We start from the raw sequence: 17,914 nt of genomic DNA on the forward strand, positions 1-17,914 counted from the left end.
GCTCAGCTGCGCTGCAGCTCGGCGCCGTCGAGCCGCCGGGTGCGGGTCTCGGAGTAGGCGGCGACCGCGATGATCGTCACCACCGAGCTGGCCGCGATGTAGGCCGCGATCGCGTACCCGCTGCCGGTCGCGACCAGCAGCGACGCCGCGATCAGCGGGGCCAGCCCACCGGCGAACACCGAGGCCAGCTGGTAGCCGATCGAGATGCCGGAGTAGCGCACCTTGGTGCCGAACAGCTCGGAGAGGAACGCCGCCTGCGGGCCGTACATGGCGCCGTGCAGCACCAGGCCGACGGTCACCGCCAGCGCGGTGAGCGCGAAGCTCTGGGTGTCGATCAGGTAGAAGAACACGAACGCCCACAGGCCGACGCCGACCGCGCCGAACAGGTACACCGGCTTGCGGCCGACCCGGTCCGAGATCGCCCCCCAGACCGGGATGGTCACCAGGTGCACGGCGGCGCCGATCAGCACCGCACCCAGCACGAACGACGACGGCAGGTCGAACCGTTCCTGCAGGTAGGTCGCGATGACGATGGTGAAGATGTAGTACGAGACGTTCTCCGCGAAGCGCGCGCCCATCGCGGTGAGCACCTCGCGCGGGTACTCGCGCAGCACGTCCAGGATCGGCATCGTCTCCTTCTCCCCGGCGGCGCTGCGCTCGGCGGCCTTCGCCTGCGCCTCCCGGAACACCGGGGACTCCTCGACGGCGAGCCGGACGTAGAGCCCGATCAGCACCAGCACCGCCGACAGCAGGAACGGGATCCGCCAGCCCCAGGACAGGAACGCCTCCTCGGACTGCACCAGCGCCATCACGCCGAGCATCGCCTGGGCGAGCAGCTGCCCGGCCGGGGCGCCGGCCTGCGGCCAGCTCGCCCAGAACCCGCGGTGCTCGGGCCTGCCGTGCTCGGAGACGATGAGCACCGCCCCGCCCCACTCGCCGCCGAGCGCGAAGCCCTGGATGATCCGCAGCAGCACCAGCAGGATCGGCGCCAGGATGCCGATCGTGGCGTAGCCGGGCAGCAGGCCGATCGCGAACGTCGCGAAGCCCATCATCAGCAGCGACAGCACCAGCAGCTTCTTGCGGCCGATCTTGTCGCCGTAGTGGCCGAACACCAGGCCGCCGAGCGGGCGGGCGATGAACCCGACCGCGAAGGTGCCCATCGACAGCAGGATCCCGACGGCGCCCTCGCTGTCCGGGAAGAACACCATCGGGAACACCAGCGCGGCCGCGACGCCGTAGAGGAAGTAGTCGTACCACTCGACCGTCGTGCCCAGCATGCTCGCGGCGACGACCCGCACGATCGGCGTGTGCGGCCGGTCGGCCGCGGTCTGGCCGGGTTGTGTGTCGGACACGGTCTCTCCCCATCGTGAGACTGGTTACCTCGGTCGGTTGCGTCACGATAGGACGAGAGGGTGACGTTTTCACCGGTTGTGACCACATCCGCGGTCGGTGCCCGACGTGGCCGGGCCACACCGGGTCCCCGGCGACCGTCAGACTGGGGCACATGGCCGACCACGAGTACCTCCCGCTGCCGGGCGCCGACCGCGCGCCGGCGGCCGCGCGGCCCGGGCGGCCGGGGCCGTGACCGGCGTCGCGGCGGGAACCGCGGCGACCGGCCTAGGGTCGGGACGGTGAACGGCTCCACCGCCCAGGCCAGGGTGATCGTCGACGAGCTGGTGCGCTCCGGCGTCACCGACGCGGTGCTCTGCCCCGGGTCCCGCAACGCGCCGCCGGCGTTCGCGCTGGCCCGCGCGGACGAGCTCGGGCTGCTCCGGCTGCACGTGCGGATCGACGAGCGCACCGCAGGCTTCCTCGCGCTCGGCCTGGCCGTGGCGTCCGGCCGCCCGGTCCCGGTCGTCGTGACGTCCGGGACGGCGGTCGCGAACCTGCACCCGGCGGTGCTGGAGGCCGCGCACGCCGGGGTGCCGCTGCTCGCGCTGACCGCGGACCGCCCGCCCGAGCTGGTCGGCACCGGGGCCAGCCAGACGATCGCCCAGGCCGGGATCTTCGGGACCGCCGTGCGCTGGTCCGGCTCGCTCGCGGTGCCTTCCGGGGTGGCCGGGGTGTCCGGGGTGTCGGAGGCAGAGGTCCGCCGCTGGCGGTCCGGGGTGGCCCGGGCACTGGCCGCGGCCACCGGCGGCGGTTCCGGTACGCCCGGCCCGGTCCAGCTGGACCTGCCCTACGCCGAGCCGCTCGTCCCCGATCCCGACGACGACCCGGAGCCGGACGGGGCGGGCCTGCTCGGGCCGTGGATCCCGGCCGGGCGCCCCGGCGGCACCGCCTGGACGGCGGCACCCCGGCCGGTCCGCACGCTGCCGCCGCTGCCGCTGGACCCGGCCGCCCGCACCCTGGTGATCGCCGGATCCGGCGGTCCGGCCGCCGATCCCGGGCTGCTCGGCGGGGCCCCGCTCGCCGCGGAGCCGTCGTCGCCGTGGTGGCGGCACGCGCTGCGCGCGGCGCCGTGGCTGCTCGACCGGCCGGAGCTGCGCCCGTCCCAGGTGGTGGTGCTCGGCAGGCCGACCCTGCACCGGGCGGTCGCCCAGCTGCTCGCGGACCCGGACGTCGCGGTGTACGCCGATCCCGGCCCGGACGGCGACACCTGGACCGACGTGCCGGGCACCGTCCGGGCGGTCGGCGCGCTGCCCGCGCTCGCCCCGCCGGACGACTTCGCCTACGCCTGGGGCGCCGCCGACCGGGCCGCGTCGAAGGCCCTCGACGCCGCCCTGGACGGCGAGCTCGCCGCGGGCGCGCCCGGCCTGCGGCTGGCCAGGGACCTGGTCGCCGAGCAGCCGGACGGCGCGCAGCTGGTGCTCGGCTCGTCGAACCCGGTGCGCGACGTCGCGCTCGCCGCGGCGCCCCGGGACGGCCTGGTGATCCGGTCCAACCGCGGAGTGGCCGGGATCGACGGCACCGTCTCCACGGCCGTCGGCGCCGCGCTGGCGCACGCCGGGCCGACCACGCTGCTGCTCGGCGACCTGACCCTGCTGCACGACACCACCGGTCTCGTGCTGGGCCGCTCGGAGCCCGCCCCGGACCTGACCGTGGTGGTGCTCGACGACGACGGCGGCGGCATCTTCCACCTGCTGGAGCAGGGCGGGCCGGAGCACGCGAGCGCGTTCGAGCGGGTGTTCGGCACCCCCACCGCCGCCGATCTGCTCGGCCTGGCCCGCGCGCTGGGCTGGACGGCCGTGGACTGGTCCGGCGACCCGGCGGAGCTGGCGGCCCGGACCGGGTCCGGGCGGCGGCTGGTGCGGGTCGCCGCCTCCCGCAGCGGGCTGCGGGACGCGCACGCCGCGCTGCACGAGGCGGTCGGCGCGGCGGTCGTCTGAGGGCGGCGCTCAGCCCTCCAGCGCGTCGCGCACCGCCCGCATCTTCGCGGCGGCCTCGCGCACCTCGGCGTCCGGATCGGAGTCGGCGACGATCCCGCACCCGGCGAACAGCCGCGCGGTGCGGCCCTGCAGCTCCGCGCAGCGCAGCGCGATGCCCATCTCGCCGCCGCCGTCGGCGTCGACGTAGCCGACCGGGCCGGCGTAGCGGCCGCGGTCGAGCCCCTCGATCTCGCTGATCAGCGCGGTCGCGTCCGGGGTCGGGGTGCCGCCCACGGCGGCGGTCGGGTGCACCGCGCCGGTCAGCGTGAGCAGCGACGCGGGCCGGTCCGGGTCGAGCCGGGCGCGCACGTCGCTGGCCAGGTGCGACACGTTCGGCAGGGTCAGTACGGCCGGGGTGTCCGGCACGGCCAGCTCGGCGACCAGCGGGCGCAGTGACGCGGCCAGCGAGTCGACGGCGTAGGCGTGCTCGCGGCGGTCCTTCGCCGAGCCGTACAGCGCGGTGCCGACGTCGGCGCCGGAACCGGACGGCCACATCGTCCCGGCCAGCACCCGGGACTCGACGGTCTGCCCGTCGAGCCGCAGCAGCAGCTCCGGGGTGGCGCCCACCAGGCCGTCGACGGCGAAGCTCCAGCAGGTCGGGTAGCGCCGGGCGAGCCCGTGCAGCAGGAACCGCGGATCGAGCGGCGCGTCGGCGTGCGCCAGCAGGTCGTGCGCGAGCACCGCCTTCGCCAGCTCCCCGGCGCGCATCCGCTGCACCGCCTCGGCGACGGCGACCCGGTAGCGGTGCGCGGGCACGTCACCGTCGGCGTAGCGCAGCCGCCCGCCGGGGCGCACCGGGGCCGGCGGCCGGATCGCCGCCTGCGCGAACGGCGCGTCCGCCGGGGTGATCTCGGTGATCCACGCCCGGGATCCGCGCCGCCCGACGACCACCCGCGGCACCACCAGGACCGAGCCGGGGGCGTCGTCGTCGAAGGTGAAGGACGCGAACGCGACCGCACCGGTGCCGGGCAGCCGGACGTCGTCGCTGTGGCCGTCGAGACCGTCCACCACCGAGCGCCACCACCGGTCGGCCTCGGCGAACCGGTCGGGGCCGGAACCGGTGAACCGGGCGACCTCGCCCCAGCCGACGATCCCCTCGTCACCCCCGGCGTCGCCACGGACCCAGCTCAGCGGGTCGGCGTCGCCGGGGAGGGTGTCCAGGAGCGGTCCGTCCAGCCGGAGCGGGCGGGTGCGGACGCGCAACGCGGTGGTGGCCGGTGCGACAGTCACAATCCGAGAGTAGGCAACGCGCCGTACCGGCGTGGCGTCCCGGGGCGAGGTCCCGGCCACACCCGGGTGGCCGGCGCTTCCTAGACTCGCCGATCGTGACCAGTCCGACGGGCGACGTGCTGACCGAGACCCGGGCCGCGGCGGGCCGCCTCCTGAGCCGGGTGCGCTACCGCGTTCCGGAGATCGTCGCCGGGGTCGGCGCCACACTGACGCTGCTGGCCGTGATCGCGCTGGGCGGGGCGTTCCTGAACGACGCGCAGATCGACGCGAACCGCGGCACGACGGCGGCGACCGTCCTGGAGGGATCGGACTACTGGCGCACCGTCGTCCGGTTCGTCGACGACCAGGGGCGCCTGCAGACCCCCGGATCGGGGATCTCGTACCCGGCCGGGCTGACCCCCGGCGAGAACATCTACGTCGAGTACGACACGACGGAGCCGACCCGGGTGCGGGTCGCCGGCCGGTCCGCGGTGGACGGGATCCTGCCGATCGCCGGTGGGATCGCGGCGGTCTGGGTGGTCGTCGGCCCGGCGTACGTGGTGCTGCGGCGGCGCCGCGACCGGCGCGACCGGCAGGACTGACCCGACCGGCGGGGCCGGGTCCCGGTCAGTCCCGCCACAGCGCGGCGACCTCGGCGGCCGCGTGCGGTGCGACGACGAGCATCCCGCCCTCGGGCATCGGCGCGGCCCGGCCGTCCCGGCCGAGCACCAGCGCCCCGGCCTCGGTGGCCAGGCAGAGCGCCCCGGCCACGTCCCACTCGTGGTAGCGCTCCAGGGTCGCCGCGACCGCGTGCCCCAGCGCGACCTGGGTGATCGCGAGTGCGGCCGACCCGAGCACCCGCACCCCGGCGTGCGCCGACCGGCAGCGCCGGAGGAACCCGGGCTCCGGGTCCTCGGCGCAGACCAGCGCCCCGGCGGGCCCGGTGGTCCGCGGCGCGGGCACCGGCACCCCGTTCGCCCGGAACCCGCGGCCGCGGGCGGCGGCGTAGATCTGGCCGCGGCCCGGATCGGCGACGACCCCGACGACCGGCCCGTCGTCGTCGACCAGCGCCAGGCTGTAGGCGCACCAGGGGAGCCCGGCGACGTAGTTCGCGGTGCCGTCGATCGGGTCCACCACCCAGCGCAGCGGCGCGGCGTCGGCGTCGGCGCGGCTGTCGTCGCCGGTGCCGTACTCCTCGCCGACGACCGGGCAGCCCGGGAAGTCCGCGGCCAGCACCCGGCGGGTGTGCCGCTCCAGGGTCCGGTCGGTGTCGGTGACCCAGTCGAACGGGTTGGCCTTGACGCTGCGGCCGTGCTCCTGGCCGAGCGTCGCGGTGATCACCTCGGCGGCGTCGTTCGCCAGCCGGCCCGCGGTCTCCAGCGCGCGGGACAGCAGTGCCGGATCGACCGGTCGGGCGGGTCGGGAGGTGTGCGGGACGGCCGTCATGCCACCCGAGTGTCCGGGCGGGGGATGACCCGGTCGCGACCGCGAGATGACGCGTGCACGCCGGGAACGCCAACTCGCGTGCGCCGTACCCGATGTTCGCGCGTCGTTCTGCGGGTGATCACGCCGCGGACCCGGCCCGGCGTTCCGCCGGCGCCACTGTCGGGTCGTGCGCATCGCGATCGTCTCCGAATGCTTCCTGCCGGTGGTCAACGGTGTCACCAACTCGGTGCTGCGGGTGTGCGAGCACCTGCGCGCCCACGGGCACGACGTGCTGGTGATCGCCCCGGGGACCGGTGAGCCCGCCGAGCACGACGGCGTCCCGGTCGTCCGGATACCGGCGGTCGGGCTGCCGGTGGTCAACTCGATGCCGGTCGGCGTGCCGAGCCGCCGGGTGCTGACCGCGCTGCGGGCGTTCCGGCCGGACGTCGTGCACCTGGCCGCGCCGTTCGTCGTCGGTGCCCGCGGGCTGGCCGCCGCCCGGCGGCTCGGCATCCCGACCGTCGCCGTCTACCAGACCGACGTGGCCGGTTTCGCGTCGTCCTACGGACTCGGCCTGACCGCCCGCGCGGCCTGGCGCTGGACCTGCCGGCTGCACTCGCAGGCCGACCGGACGCTCGCGCCGTCCAGCTGGGCGACCGGAGCGCTGCGCGAGCGCGGGGTGCCGCGGGTGCACCAGTGGGCGCGCGGCGTCGACACCCGCCGGTTCACCCCGTCCCGGCGCAGCGCCGCCCGGCGGGCCGAGCTGGCGCCGGGCGGCGAGCGGCTGGTCGGCTTCGTCGGCAGGCTCGCCCCGGAGAAGCAGGTCGACCGGCTCGCCGTGCTCGGCGACCTGCCCGGCACGCGGCTGGTCGTCGTCGGCGACGGGCCGAGCGCCGACGGCCTGCGCGAGCGGCTGCCCGCGGCGGCGTTCCTCGGGCACCGCGGCGGCGACGAGCTCGCCGAGATCTACGCCAGCCTCGACGTCTTCGTGCACACCGGCCAGTCCGAGACGTTCTGCCAGGCCGTCCAGGAGGCGCTCGCCTCCGGGGTCCCGGTGGTCGCGCCGGACGCCGGCGGGCCGCGCGACCTGGTGCTCCCCGGACGCACCGGGTACCTGGTGGCACCGCGGCCGGAGCCGGCCGGCGAGCCCGGCGATCCGGCCACCGACGCCGCCGACCGCGAGCTGGTGGCCGCCGTGCGGGCGCTCTGCGACCCGGACCGCAACCGGGCGTTCGGTGCGGCCGCCCGGCAGTCGGTGCTGCGCCGCACCTGGTCGGCGGTGGGGGACGAGCTGCTCGCGCACTACGCCCAGGTGCTGCGCGAGGCCCCCGACCGGCTGGTGGCCTGAACGATCCTTCCCGCACCCCGGTTCGGTCGCCGCACCCTGGTTCGGTCGCCGCACCGGGTGGAGCGGGTGCGCGGTGGTGCTGGGGGTGCGGGGTCGCAGTGGGGTGCGTGGCCACCTCCCGGCCGGAGCGTGTCGCTCCCTGGTTCGGTCGCCGCACCGGGTGGAGCAGGTGCGCGGTCGCGCTTGGGGGTGCGACCGGCTTCGGGGTGTGTGGCCCGTCGCGGGCGGTGCGTGGCGGGCGGTGCGTGACGGTGGCCCCGTCGTGTCGCACCCAGTGGTGGTCCTCGTGCTTGGTGCGTCGTGTGTCGCACCCCGGTTCGGTCGGCGCACCGGGTGGAGCGGGTGCGCGGTGGTGCTGGGGGTGCGGCCGGCTTCGGGGTGTGTGGCCCGTCGCGGGCGGTGCGTGGCGGCGGTGCGTAGCGGGCAGTGCGTGACGGTGGCCCCGTCGTGTCGCGTCGTGTCGCACCCCGTGGTGGTCCGCGCACCTGGTGCAGCGTGTGTCGCACCCCGGTTCGGTCGCCGCACTGGGTGGAGCGGGTGCGCGGTGGTGCTGGGGGTGCGGAAAGCCCGGGCGCCCGCGCGCCGGCCCCGTTCCCTGGGCGGTCGGCTCTCGCACCACCCCTCGCACCGTCGCCGCGCGCCCTCGCCTCGGGCCTCGGGCCGCGGGCCTCGGGCCTCGGGCCTCGCGCGGCGAGTCTCGGGCGGCGAGTCCCGGGCCTCGCGGCGAGTCTCGGGCGGCGAGCCGCGAGCCGCGAGCCCCGAGCCCCGAGCCGCGAGCCGCGAGTCGCGGGCCGCGGGCCGCGGGCGGCGAGCCGCGAGCCGCGAGTCGCGAGCCGCGAGTCGCGGGCCGCGGGCGGCGAGCCGCGAGCCGCGAGCCCGAACCGCGCACCGGACCCCACCAGCACCGGCCCCACCCCACACGGACTCCGTAGTCGTGCGGACCCGCACCCCCGCCTCCCACGTCAACCTGATGGACATGACACGCCTGGGCCGCACGATCGTCGTCGAACCGCAGGGCGAGCTCCGCACGGTGGACACCTCGGCCGCGGTGGCCCTGACCGGCCGTCTGCTGCACGCCGGACCCGCCGTCCGCGCCGCCGCCCGCACCGAGGTGCTGGCCGCTCCGCAGCGGATGATGCCGCCGGTGCTGTTCGCCCTCTCGGCGAGCCTGGTCGCCGAGGACGCGATGGCCGACGCCGCGGCCTGGTTCTACGCCGCGCAGGTCAGGGCCCGGTTCGACGCGGTCCGCTGCACCGATCCCACGGCCGCGTCCGCGCTGGCGGTGCTGCGGGACCGCTACGGCGAGCCGGTGAACCGCTGGGCGTTCGCCGATCCGGCGCGGGTCCGGCGGGCCGCGGTCCGGGGCGTCGCCTGGGACCGCACCGCGCCGCACGACTACGACCACCGCTGGATCGCGCTGCACGGCATGGGCGCGTTCACCGGGCCCGGCACCGGGGTGAGCATCCCGCGCGAGGAGTGGGCGCCGGCCGCGGCCAGGGTCCGCGCCGAGTACCTGGCCGGGCTGCGGGCGGTGCTGGCCGAGCAGTTCGGCCGCTGAGCCGGGCACTGCGTAATCTCGTGGTGTGTCCCGCGCCGAGCTCGACCGGAACCCGCACGACGTCGCCCGCATGTTCGACGGCGTCGCCCGGCGCTACGACCTGACCAACACCGCGCTGTCCGGCGGGATGGACCGCTACTGGCGGATCCAGACCCGGCGCGCGCTGGCCCCGCAGCCGGGGGAGCGGGTCCTCGATCTCGCCGCGGGCACCGCGGTGTCCACGGTGGAGCTCGCGAAGGACGGCGCCTGGTGCGTGGCCGCCGACTTCTCGCTGGGCATGCTGCGCGCCGGCGCCCACCGGGACGTGCCGAAGGCCGCCGCCGACGCCATGCACCTGCCGTTCGCCGACGGCGCGTTCGACGCGGTCACCATCTCGTTCGGCCTGCGCAACGTCGCCGACCCGGTGGCCGGCCTGCGCGAGCTGGCCCGGGTCACCCGGCCCGGCGGGCGGCTGGTCGTCTGCGAGTTCTCCACCCCGACCTGGGCCCCGTTCCGCGCGCTGTACCAGGGCGCCGTGCTCGGGCACGTGCTGCCCGCGGTGGCCCGGACGCTGTCGTCGAACCCGGACGCCTACCTCTATCTCGCCGAGTCGATCCGGGACTGGCCGGACCAGCCCGCGCTGGCCCGGCGGATCGCCGAGGCCGGCTGGGAGCGGGTCGCCTGGCGGAACCTCACGGTCGGCGCCGTCGCGCTGCACCGGGCCGTCAGACCGGTCTGATCGTTTCCGGCCCGGCCGGTCCTTCCTCGTTGCGCTGCAACATTTCCTCATCCGTCGTGCAATCCACCGAGACGGATTCCGGGAGCACGCCCTACACTCGTCCGCACGTTCGTGAAGTTTTTCACAAGCGTGGTGGCCGACAGGCCGATCGGAGGGGCCCGACCTGGGTGTACGTGCGCCGTGACCGGCGCGTCGGCCGCCCCAGGTAAGGCTCGCCTGGGTCGTTCGTCACATGGCGACGGACATAGGGTCTCCGGCGACCGGCTTGTGGATCACCACTACCAACGGCGGTGGCCGCGCGACTACGAAGGTGTACGGATGCTCGATCCCTATCTCCCGCTCGTCCTGCTGTTCGCGTTGGCAGCCGGTTTCGCGCTGTTCTCGGTCGCCTCCGCCCCGCTCATCGGACCGCGCCGGTACAACCGGGCCAAGCTCGACTCCTACGAGTGCGGCATCGAGCCCTCGCCGCAGCCGATCGTCGGTGGTGGACGGATCCCGGTCGCCTACTACCTCACCGCGATGCTGTTCATCCTGTTCGACATCGAGCTGGTGTTCATGTACCCCTACGCCGTCATCGCGGATGCGGTCGGTGTCTTCGGGTTCGTGGCCATCACGCTCTACATCGCCACCATCGCCTTCGCGTACGCCTACGAATGGCGGCGCGGCGGACTCGAGTGGAGCTGACGGAGCCGAAATGGGACTCGAGGAGAACCTGCCCAGCGGTGTCCTGCTGACCAGCGTCGAGAAGCTGGTCAACTGGACCCGGAAGTCGTCGCTCTGGCCCGCCACGTTCGGCCTGGCCTGCTGCGCGATCGAGATGATGACGACCGGTGCCCCGCGCTACGACCTCGCCCGCTTCGGCATGGAGGTCTTCCGGGCCTCGCCGCGGCAGGCCGACCTGATGATCGTCGCGGGCCGGGTGAGCAACAAGATGGCCCCGGTCCTGCGCCAGATCTACGACCAGATGCCCGAGCCGCGCTGGGTGCTGGCGATGGGCGTGTGCGCCAGCTCCGGCGGCATGTTCAACAACTACGCGATCGTCCAGGGCGTCGACCACGTGGTGCCGGTCGACATGTACCTGCCCGGCTGCCCGCCGCGGCCGGAGATGCTGATGGACGCGATCCTGAAGATCCACGCCAAGATCTCCGACGAGCCGCTCGGCCCGAAGCGGGCCGCGGAGCTGGCCGAGTCCGGCTACCGCACGCCGATGGTCCCGTCGTCGATCAAGTTCGCGCCGAAGCACAAGGGCCTCGACGCGCTGAAGAACACCCACACCCCGGACGTCCCGAACTACCTGGAGCCGGGTGCGCAGCCCAAGGTGAGCGACGGCGGACTGCCCTCGCTCGCCGAGGCCGCGCGGCAGCAGCAGCTCACCGGGGGTGAGGACAGGTGACCGAGCCGACCGGCACGTCCAAGGACGAGGCCCCCGAGCCGGAGGCCGCGGGCGTCGGCGCCGAGCCCACCGGCGGACCGCACTCGTCGGCCCAGGAGAGCGGCGCCGAGCTGGAGCAGCAGCAGGCCGCCGGCGGCGGCGACGCGCTCGCCGGCACCCGCCCGGCCGCCGCCATCTCCGAGACCCGCACCCGGTCGGGCATGTTCGGCGTCCGCGGCACCGGCGACACCTCCGGCTACGGCGGCCTGCGGCTGCCCGGCCACGCGCCGGCTCCGGCGGAGCGCCCGTTCGGCGGCTGGTTCGACGAGTTCGCCGACGAGCTGGGGGCCGCCCTCGACGAGCGGGGCATCCCGCGGGACTCGATCGAGCAGGTCACCGTCGACCGCGACGAGCTGACCCTCTACATCGTCCCGGCCCGGCTGAACGCGGTCGCCCGCACCCTGCGCGACGACCCGGGCCTGCGCTTCGAGTTCTGCTCCGGGGTGTCCGGTGTGGACTACTCCGCGCCGGACGGCAGCCCGGTCGACCGGCCGTTGCACGTCGTCTACCACCTGCTCTCGATGACCTACCGGCGCCGGGTCCGGCTGGAGGTCGCGCTCGACCTGGAGCAGCCGCACGTGGACAGCGTGGTGGACGTCTACCCGACCGCGGACTGGCACGAGCGCGAGACCTGGGACATGTTCGGCGTCGTCTTCGACGGCCATCCCGCGCTCACCCGGATCCTCATGCCCGACGACTGGGACGGCCATCCGCAGCGCAAGAGCTACCCGCTCGGCGGCATCCCGGTCGAGTACAAGGGCGCGGAGATCCCGCCCCCGGACGAGCGGCGGGCCTACTCGTGACCGGCCGATCCCGGCAGCGACCGGACGAGCGGAGGACGAATCCGTGACCAGCACTGACGACCGCTCCACCACACCGAAGCAGGACCCGTACGCCGCGCCGGGCCGCCCGACCACCGAGGGCACCGTCTACACGGTCACCGGCGGCGACTGGGACACCCTGATGGATGCGGAGCACGACGACCGCATCGTCATCAACATGGGTCCGCAGCACCCGTCCACGCACGGCGTGCTGCGCCTGGTCCTGGAGCTCGAGGGCGAGACCGTCACCCAGGGCCGCGCCGTCATCGGCTACCTGCACACCGGCATCGAGAAGAACTGCGAGTACCGGACGTGGACCCAGGGGGTCACGTTCGTGACCCGCGCGGACTACCTGTCGCCGCTGTTCAACGAGGCCGCGTACTGCATGGCCGTGGAGAAGCTGCTCGGCGTCACCGTCCCGGACCGGGCCGAGCACATCCGGGTGCTGCTCATGGAGCTGAACCGGATCGGCTCGCACCTGGTCGCGCTCGCCACCGGCGGCATGGAGCTGGGTGCGCTGACCGGCATGACCTCGGGCTTCCGTGAGCGCGAGGAGGTGCTGCACCTGCTGGAGCACCTGACCGGGCTGCGGATGAACCACGCGTTCATCCGCCCGGGCGGGCTCGCCCAGGACCTGCCCGCGGACTACCAGGAGAAGATCACCGACTTCCTGAAGGTGATGAACTCCCGGCTGCCCGACTACGACAAGCTGCTCACCGGCCAGCCGATCTGGCGCCAGCGCCTGGAGGGCGTCGGCTACCTGCCGGTCGACGGCTGCCTGGCGCTCGGCGCGTCCGGCCCGATCCTGCGGTCCGCCGGCCTGGCCTGGGACCTGCGCAAGCACATGCCGTACTCGGTGTACGACCAGTACGACTTCGAGGTGCCGACGGCGACCGAGGCCGACTGCTACGCCCGGTACCGGCTGCGGGTCGCCGAGATCCACGAGTCGCTCAAGATCATGGAGCAGGCGCTGGTGCATCTCGAGGAGATCGGGCCGGGGCGGGTCATGGTGGACGACCCGAAGGTCGCCTGGCCGGCCCAGCTCTCGATCGGCAGCGACGGCATGGGGAACACCCTCGAGCACGTCCGCAAGATCATGGGTCAGTCGATGGAGTCGCTGATCCACCACTTCAAGCTGGTCACCGAGGGCTTCCACGTGCCGCCCGGCCAGGCGTACGCGGCGGTCGAGTCGCCGCGCGGCGAGCTCGCCGCGCACCTGGTGTCCGACGGCGGCACCCGCCCGGTCCGCGTGCACCTGCGGGATCCCAGCTTCGTGAACCTGCAGATGATGCCCGCGATGAGCGAGGGCGGCCAGGTCGCCGACGTGATCGCGGCCGTCGCCTCGATCGATCCCGTGATGGGAGGTTGCGACCGATGACGCTCCCGGAGGGCAACCCGGAGACGAACTCGCCCGCGCCGGTCACCCCGACCGAGCGTCACTTCCCGGCCCCGGCCGAGCCGTCGCCGGTCTCGCCGGTCTTCGACGAACTCACCCGGCAGCGGACCAAGGAGATCATCTCCCTGTACCCGCAGTCCCGGTCCGCGCTGCTCCCGCTGCTGCACCTGGTGCAGTCGGTGGAGGGCTACGTCAGCACCGACGGCATCCGGTACTGCGCCGAGGCGCTGGACCTGACCACCGCCGAGGTCTCCGCGGTGGCGACCTTCTACACGATGTACAAGCGCAGCCCGTGCGGCGAGCACCTGGTCAGCGTGTGCACCAACACGCTGTGCGCGGCGCTCGGCGGCGACGACATCTACGACCGGCTGCGCACCCACCTCGGGTCCGCGGACCGGCCGCTGCGGCACGAGGAGACGGCCGGCGAGCCGGGCAGCCCGGGGTCGATCACCCTGGAGCACGCCGAGTGCCTGGCGGCCTGCGATCTCGCGCCGGTTCTGCAGGTCAACTACGAGTACTTCGACAACCAGACGGTCGACTCCGCCGTCGAGCTGGTCGACGCGCTGCGCCGCGGCGAGCGGCCGCAGCCGACCCGCGGCGCCCCGCTGACCGACCTGCGCACGGTCGAGCTGGAGCTGGCCGGCTTCACCGACGAGGCGTCCACCGTGGACACGACCGCGCGGGTCGAGGGCCCGTCGTCGGCGGTCGAGTCGGTCCGCGGGGTGCGGCTCGCCGAGGAGAACGGCTGGACCGCCCCGGCGATGCCGGACGAGCCGCCCGCGATGCCCGCGCTACCGGAGAAGAAGTGATGAGCACTCCCGATCCGATCACCCCCGTCCTGACCCGGCGCTGGCTGTCCCCGCGCTCCTGGTCGATCGACACCTACACCCGGCTGGAGGGCTACTCCTCGCTGCGCACCGCGTTCGCCGCGCACCCGGACCAGCTGATCCAGCTGGTGAAGGACTCCGGCCTGCGCGGCCGCGGCGGCGCCGGGTTCCCGACCGGGATGAAGTGGGGCTTCATCCCGCAGGACGACGGCAGCGGCAAGGGTCCCGGCGCGAAGCCCAAGTACCTGGTGATCAACGCCGACGAGGGCGAGCCGGGCACCTGCAAGGACATCCCGACGATGATGGCCGATCCGCACGCGCTGATCGAGGGCTGCATCGTCACCTCCTACGCGATCCGGGCGAACTTCTGCGCGATCTACGTGCGCGGCGAGGCGCTGCACTGCATCCGCCGGCTGCGCGCCGCCGTCCGGGAGGCGAAGGAGGCCGGCTACCTCGGGCGCGACATCCTCGGCTCCGGCTTCGACCTGGAGATCGTGGTACACGCCGGGGCGGGCGCCTACATCTGCGGCGAGGAGACGGCACTGCTGGACTCGCTGGAGGGCCGGCGCGGCCAGCCGCGGCTCAAGCCGCCGTTCCCGGCGACGTCCGGGCTCTACGCCAGCCCGACGGTCGTCAACAACGTCGAGACCATCGCCTCGGTCCCGGCGATCGTGGCCGGCGGCGCCGACTGGTTCCGCTCGATGGGCCGGGAGAAGTCGCCCGGCCCGAAGATCTACTCGATCTCCGGGCACGTCGAGCGCCCCGGCCAGTACGAGGCGCCGCTCGGCATCACGCTGCGCGGGCTGCTGGAGCTGGCGGGCGGCATGAAGGACGGCGTCCCGCTCAAGTTCTGGACGCCCGGCGGCTCCTCGACGCCGCTGCTCACCGCCGACCACCTCGACGTCCCGCTCGACTTCGAGGGTGCCGCCGAGGCCGGCTCGATGCTCGGCACCACGGCCGTGCAGGTCTTCAACGAGACCGTCTCGGTGCCGTGGGCGGTGATGAAGTGGACCGAGTTCTACAAGCACGAGAGCTGCGGCAAGTGCACCCCGTGCCGGGAGGGCACGTTCTGGCTGGTGCAGGTGCTGCAGCGGATGGTGCGCGGCGAGGGGACGACGGCCGACATCGACATGATGGTCGACGTCTGCGACAACATCCTCGGCCGCTCGTTCTGCGCGCTGGGTGACGGGGCGACGAGCCCGATCACCAGCGCGATCCAGTACTTCCGGCAGGAGTTCCTGGACCTGATCGCGTCGCAGCCCGACGTCGAGAGGCCCGAGCAGCTCGCGGACGTGGAGCTCGCGGAACGGACCGACGGAACAGAACTCACCGGAGCCCACGCATGATCCTCTCCCCCGAGAAGTCGACCGACACCCCGGTTCCCGACGGGCACGTCCGGCTCACCATCGACGGCCAGGTCGTCGACGCCCCCAAGGGTGAGCTGCTGATCCGGACCTGCGAGCGGATCGGCATCGTGATCCCGCGGTTCTGCGACCATCCGCTGCTCGACCCGGCCGGCGCCTGCCGCCAGTGCCTGGTCGAGGTCGAGATGGGCGGCCGGCCGATGCCGAAGCCGCAGGCCAGCTGCACCATGACCGTCGCGGACGGGATGGTGGTCAAGACCCAGAACACCTCCGAGCGGGCCGACAAGGCGCAGCAGGGTGTGATGGAGCTGCTGCTCATCAACCACCCGCTGGACTGCCCGATCTGCGACAAGGGCGGCGAGTGCCCGCTGCAGAACCAGGCGATGGCGCACGGCCGGGCCGACTCCCGGTTCGTCGAGCGGAAGCGGACCTTCCCGAAGCCGCTGCCGATCAGCTCGCAGGTGCTGCTCGACCGCGAGCGCTGCGTGCTCTGCCAGCGCTGCACCCGGTTCTCCGAGGAGATCGCCGGCGACCCGTTCATCGACCTGCTGGAGCGCGGCGCGAACCAGCAGATCGGGATCGCCGAGGACCAGCCGTTCCAGTCCTACTTCTCCGGCAACACCATCCAGATCTGCCCGGTCGGCGCGCTGACCAGCGCCGCGTACCGGTTCCGGTCGCGGCCGTTCGACCTGCGCTCCACCCCGGGCACCTGCGAGCACTGCAGCTCGGGCTGCGACATGCGGACCGACTCCCGCCGCGGCACCGTGCTGCGCCGGCTGGCCGGCAACGATCCCGAGGTGAACGAGGAGTGGCTCTGCGACAAGGGCCGGTTCGCCTTCCGCTACCTGGGCAGCGCGGGCCGGATCACCCGGCCGCTGGTCCGCCGCGCCGACGGTGAGCTGGCGGAGACCTCCTGGACCGAGGCGCTGCAGATCGCCGCGGAGGGCCTGACCGCCGCCCGCGACGGCGCCGGGATCGGCGTGCTGACCGGCGGCCGGCTGACCGTCGAGGACGCCTACGCCTACGCGAAGTTCGCCCGCCTCGCCGCCCGCACCAACGACATCGACTTCCGCTCCCGGCCGCACTCGGACGAGGAGCTGGAGTTCCTCGCCGCGCACGTCGTCGGGACCGCACCCGACGGCGTCCCGGGCGAGGCCGCGGTGACCTTCGAGAAGATCGAGAACGCGCCCGCGGTGCTCACCGTCGGCACCGATCCCGAGGAGGAGTCGGGCATCGTCTTCCTCCGGCTGCGCAAGGCGTGGCGGAAGAAGGGGCTGCGGCACTTCCAGGTCGCGCCGTTCACCAGCACCGGCGCCGAGAAGACCGGCGCCACCGTGCTGCACGCGGTGCCGGGCGCCGAGGCCGCCGTCGTCGCCGAGCCGGGTGCCGACGTCACCGCCGCCCTGGAGCAGCCGGGCGCGGTGATCCTGGTCGGCGACCGGGCCGCCGAGTCGCCCGGGCTGTACTCCGCGGTGTCCGCGCTCGCCGCCCGCACCGGCGCGTCGATCGGCTGGCTGCCGCGCCGGGCCGGCGACCGCGGGGCGCTGGAGGCCGGCGCGGTGCCGACCCTGCTGCCCGGCGGACGGCCGGTCACCGACGCGGCCGCCCGTGCCGAGCTGGAGCGGCTGTGGGGCTCCGGCCCGCTGCCCGCCGAGCCGGGCCGTGACGGCGACGCGATCCTGGCCGCCGCCGCGGCCGGTGAGCTCGCCGCCCTGGTGGTCGGCGGGGTCGACCCGCAGGACATGGCCGACCCGCAGGCCGCGATCACCGCGCTGCGCGAGGTCGGCTTCCTGGTCAGCCTGGAGATGCACACCTCGGCGGTCACCGAGCTGGCCGACGTGGTGCTGCCGGTCGCGCCGGACGCCCAGCGCTCCGGGACCTACGTCAACTGGGAGGGCAGGCACCGCCCGTTCGGCGTCGCCCTGGACGCGACCGGCGTGCTCCCGGACTGCCGGGTGCTGGACACCCTCGGCGTCGAGATGGACACCGACCTGTTCACCCAGACCCCGGCCGCCGCGGCCGGCGAGCTGGCCCGGCTGGGCACCCGCCGGGCCGGGACGCTCGCCCCCGCGGTCGCGGCGGGCGAGGCGAAGCGGCCCGGCTACGGCCAGGCCGTCCTCGCCACCTCCCGCCAGCTGGTCGACGACGCGTCGCTGTCGATCGACGAACCGGCGCTGGCCGGGACCGCACGACGGCCCTACGTGAAGCTGAACGCGGCGACCGCCGAGCGGCTCGGGCTGATCGAGGGCGAGGACGCCGCCGTCCGGACCGACCGGGGCACGATCACGCTGCCGGTCGCGCTCGCCGACGCCCCGGACGGCGTGGTCTGGCTGCCGACCTGCTCGCCCGGATCGCACGTGCGGCCCACGCTCGGCGCCGGGCACGGTGACCTGGTCGGGGTGGTCCCGGCCACCGGAAACGGAAGTGCGTCGTGAACCTCCTCCAGAC

At 74.5% G+C, this 17,914-nt stretch carries 15 protein-coding genes; 12 read left to right on the top strand and 3 right to left on the bottom strand.

The annotated features are described in order from the left end of the window. Positions 1-2: 2 nt before the first annotated feature. On the bottom strand, positions 3-1,277 hold the full coding sequence (locus ABD160_RS26150; RefSeq protein WP_344027152.1) for an MFS transporter: 1,275 nt from the start codon (positions 1,275-1,277) through the stop codon (positions 3-5). A 354-nt stretch (positions 1,278-1,631) separates the two neighbouring features. Between ABD160_RS26150 and menD the strand changes: the two genes are divergently transcribed. Continuing rightward, a complete protein-coding gene (menD, locus tag ABD160_RS26155) occupies positions 1,632-3,329 on the top strand; it encodes a 2-succinyl-5-enolpyruvyl-6-hydroxy-3-cyclohexene-1-carboxylic-acid synthase (protein WP_344027108.1) in 1,698 nt (565 codons plus the stop codon). A 9-nt stretch (positions 3,330-3,338) separates the two neighbouring features. Here menD and ABD160_RS26160 read toward each other — a convergent pair whose 3' ends face one another. Next, entirely contained in the window at positions 3,339-4,598 is a 1,260-nt protein-coding gene (locus ABD160_RS26160; protein WP_344027110.1) for an isochorismate synthase, read from the bottom strand. Between the two features lie 95 nt (positions 4,599-4,693). On the opposite strand from ABD160_RS26160, the gene ABD160_RS26165 reads away from it, so the two are divergent. After that, positions 4,694-5,179, top strand: a complete 486-nt coding sequence (locus tag ABD160_RS26165; RefSeq protein ID WP_344027111.1) for a DUF3592 domain-containing protein — start codon at positions 4,694-4,696, stop codon at positions 5,177-5,179. 25 nt (positions 5,180-5,204) lie between these two features. Here ABD160_RS26165 and ABD160_RS26170 read toward each other — a convergent pair whose 3' ends face one another. After that, positions 5,205-6,023, bottom strand: a complete 819-nt coding sequence (locus ABD160_RS26170) for an inositol monophosphatase family protein (RefSeq protein WP_344027113.1) — start codon at positions 6,021-6,023, stop codon at positions 5,205-5,207. Positions 6,024-6,189: 166 nt separating this feature from the next. Here ABD160_RS26170 and ABD160_RS26175 point away from each other — a divergent pair, with 166 nt between their 5' ends. From ABD160_RS26175 to ABD160_RS26220, 10 genes are all read left to right on the top strand, one after another. Beyond that, positions 6,190-7,350 (top strand): glycosyltransferase family 4 protein, encoded by a 1,161-nt coding sequence (locus tag ABD160_RS26175; RefSeq protein ID WP_344027115.1) that lies wholly within the window; start codon positions 6,190-6,192, stop codon positions 7,348-7,350. 976 nt (positions 7,351-8,326) lie between these two features. Then, positions 8,327-8,908, top strand: a complete 582-nt coding sequence (locus tag ABD160_RS26180) for a hypothetical protein (protein WP_344027117.1) — start codon at positions 8,327-8,329, stop codon at positions 8,906-8,908. Positions 8,909-8,933: 25 nt separating this feature from the next. Continuing rightward, positions 8,934-9,626 (top strand): demethylmenaquinone methyltransferase, encoded by a 693-nt coding sequence (locus tag ABD160_RS26185; protein ID WP_344027119.1) that lies wholly within the window; start codon positions 8,934-8,936, stop codon positions 9,624-9,626. 318 nt (positions 9,627-9,944) lie between these two features. Beyond that, the gene (locus ABD160_RS26190; protein WP_085910676.1) at positions 9,945-10,310 is read left to right on the top strand and encodes an NADH-quinone oxidoreductase subunit A; all 366 of its coding nucleotides are present in this window, start codon (positions 9,945-9,947) and stop codon (positions 10,308-10,310) included. 10 nt (positions 10,311-10,320) lie between these two features. Next, on the top strand, positions 10,321-11,019 hold the full coding sequence (locus tag ABD160_RS26195) for a NuoB/complex I 20 kDa subunit family protein (RefSeq protein ID WP_344027121.1): 699 nt from the start codon (positions 10,321-10,323) through the stop codon (positions 11,017-11,019). After that, entirely contained in the window at positions 11,016-11,861 is an 846-nt protein-coding gene (locus ABD160_RS26200) for an NADH-quinone oxidoreductase subunit C (protein WP_425563663.1), read from the top strand. Before ABD160_RS26195 ends, ABD160_RS26200 begins: the two co-directional genes overlap by 4 nt. A 43-nt stretch (positions 11,862-11,904) precedes the next feature. Beyond that, entirely contained in the window at positions 11,905-13,257 is a 1,353-nt protein-coding gene (locus ABD160_RS26205; RefSeq protein WP_344027123.1) for an NADH-quinone oxidoreductase subunit D, read from the top strand. After that, on the top strand, positions 13,254-14,084 hold the full coding sequence (gene nuoE, locus ABD160_RS26210; RefSeq protein WP_344027125.1) for an NADH-quinone oxidoreductase subunit NuoE: 831 nt from the start codon (positions 13,254-13,256) through the stop codon (positions 14,082-14,084). The genes ABD160_RS26205 and nuoE overlap by 4 nt, the downstream gene beginning before the upstream one ends. Continuing rightward, a complete protein-coding gene (gene nuoF / locus ABD160_RS26215; RefSeq protein ID WP_344027127.1) occupies positions 14,084-15,448 on the top strand; it encodes an NADH-quinone oxidoreductase subunit NuoF in 1,365 nt (454 codons plus the stop codon). The genes nuoE and nuoF overlap by 1 nt, the downstream gene beginning before the upstream one ends. Continuing rightward, positions 15,445-17,901, top strand: coding sequence for an NADH-quinone oxidoreductase subunit G (locus ABD160_RS26220; protein ID WP_344027129.1), 2,457 nt, complete (start codon positions 15,445-15,447; stop codon positions 17,899-17,901). Before nuoF ends, ABD160_RS26220 begins: the two co-directional genes overlap by 4 nt. The last annotated feature ends 13 nt before the right edge of the window (positions 17,902-17,914 follow it).

This window comes from Pseudonocardia kongjuensis (assembly GCF_039526905.1).
Taxonomy (GTDB): domain Bacteria; phylum Actinomycetota; class Actinomycetes; order Mycobacteriales; family Pseudonocardiaceae; genus Pseudonocardia; species Pseudonocardia kongjuensis.

What these genes read in the sequence shown, in the direction of transcription:
- nuoF (WP_344027127.1), top strand. Translation starts at nt 14,084, where the DNA reads ATGAGCACTCCCGATCCGATCACCCCCGTCCTGACCCGGCGCTGGCTG.
- nuoE (WP_344027125.1), top strand. Translation starts at nt 13,254, where the DNA reads ATGACGCTCCCGGAGGGCAACCCGGAGACGAACTCGCCCGCGCCGGTC.
- ABD160_RS26195 (WP_344027121.1), top strand. Translation starts at nt 10,321, where the DNA reads ATGGGACTCGAGGAGAACCTGCCCAGCGGTGTCCTGCTGACCAGCGTC.
- ABD160_RS26170 (WP_344027113.1), bottom strand. Translation starts at nt 6,023, where the DNA reads ATGACGGCCGTCCCGCACACCTCCCGACCCGCCCGACCGGTCGATCCG.
- ABD160_RS26150 (WP_344027152.1), bottom strand. Translation starts at nt 1,277, where the DNA reads ATGCTGGGCACGACGGTCGAGTGGTACGACTACTTCCTCTACGGCGTC.
- ABD160_RS26190 (WP_085910676.1), top strand. Translation starts at nt 9,945, where the DNA reads ATGCTCGATCCCTATCTCCCGCTCGTCCTGCTGTTCGCGTTGGCAGCC.
- ABD160_RS26180 (WP_344027117.1), top strand. Translation starts at nt 8,327, where the DNA reads ATGACACGCCTGGGCCGCACGATCGTCGTCGAACCGCAGGGCGAGCTC.
- ABD160_RS26220 (WP_344027129.1), top strand. Translation starts at nt 15,445, where the DNA reads ATGATCCTCTCCCCCGAGAAGTCGACCGACACCCCGGTTCCCGACGGG.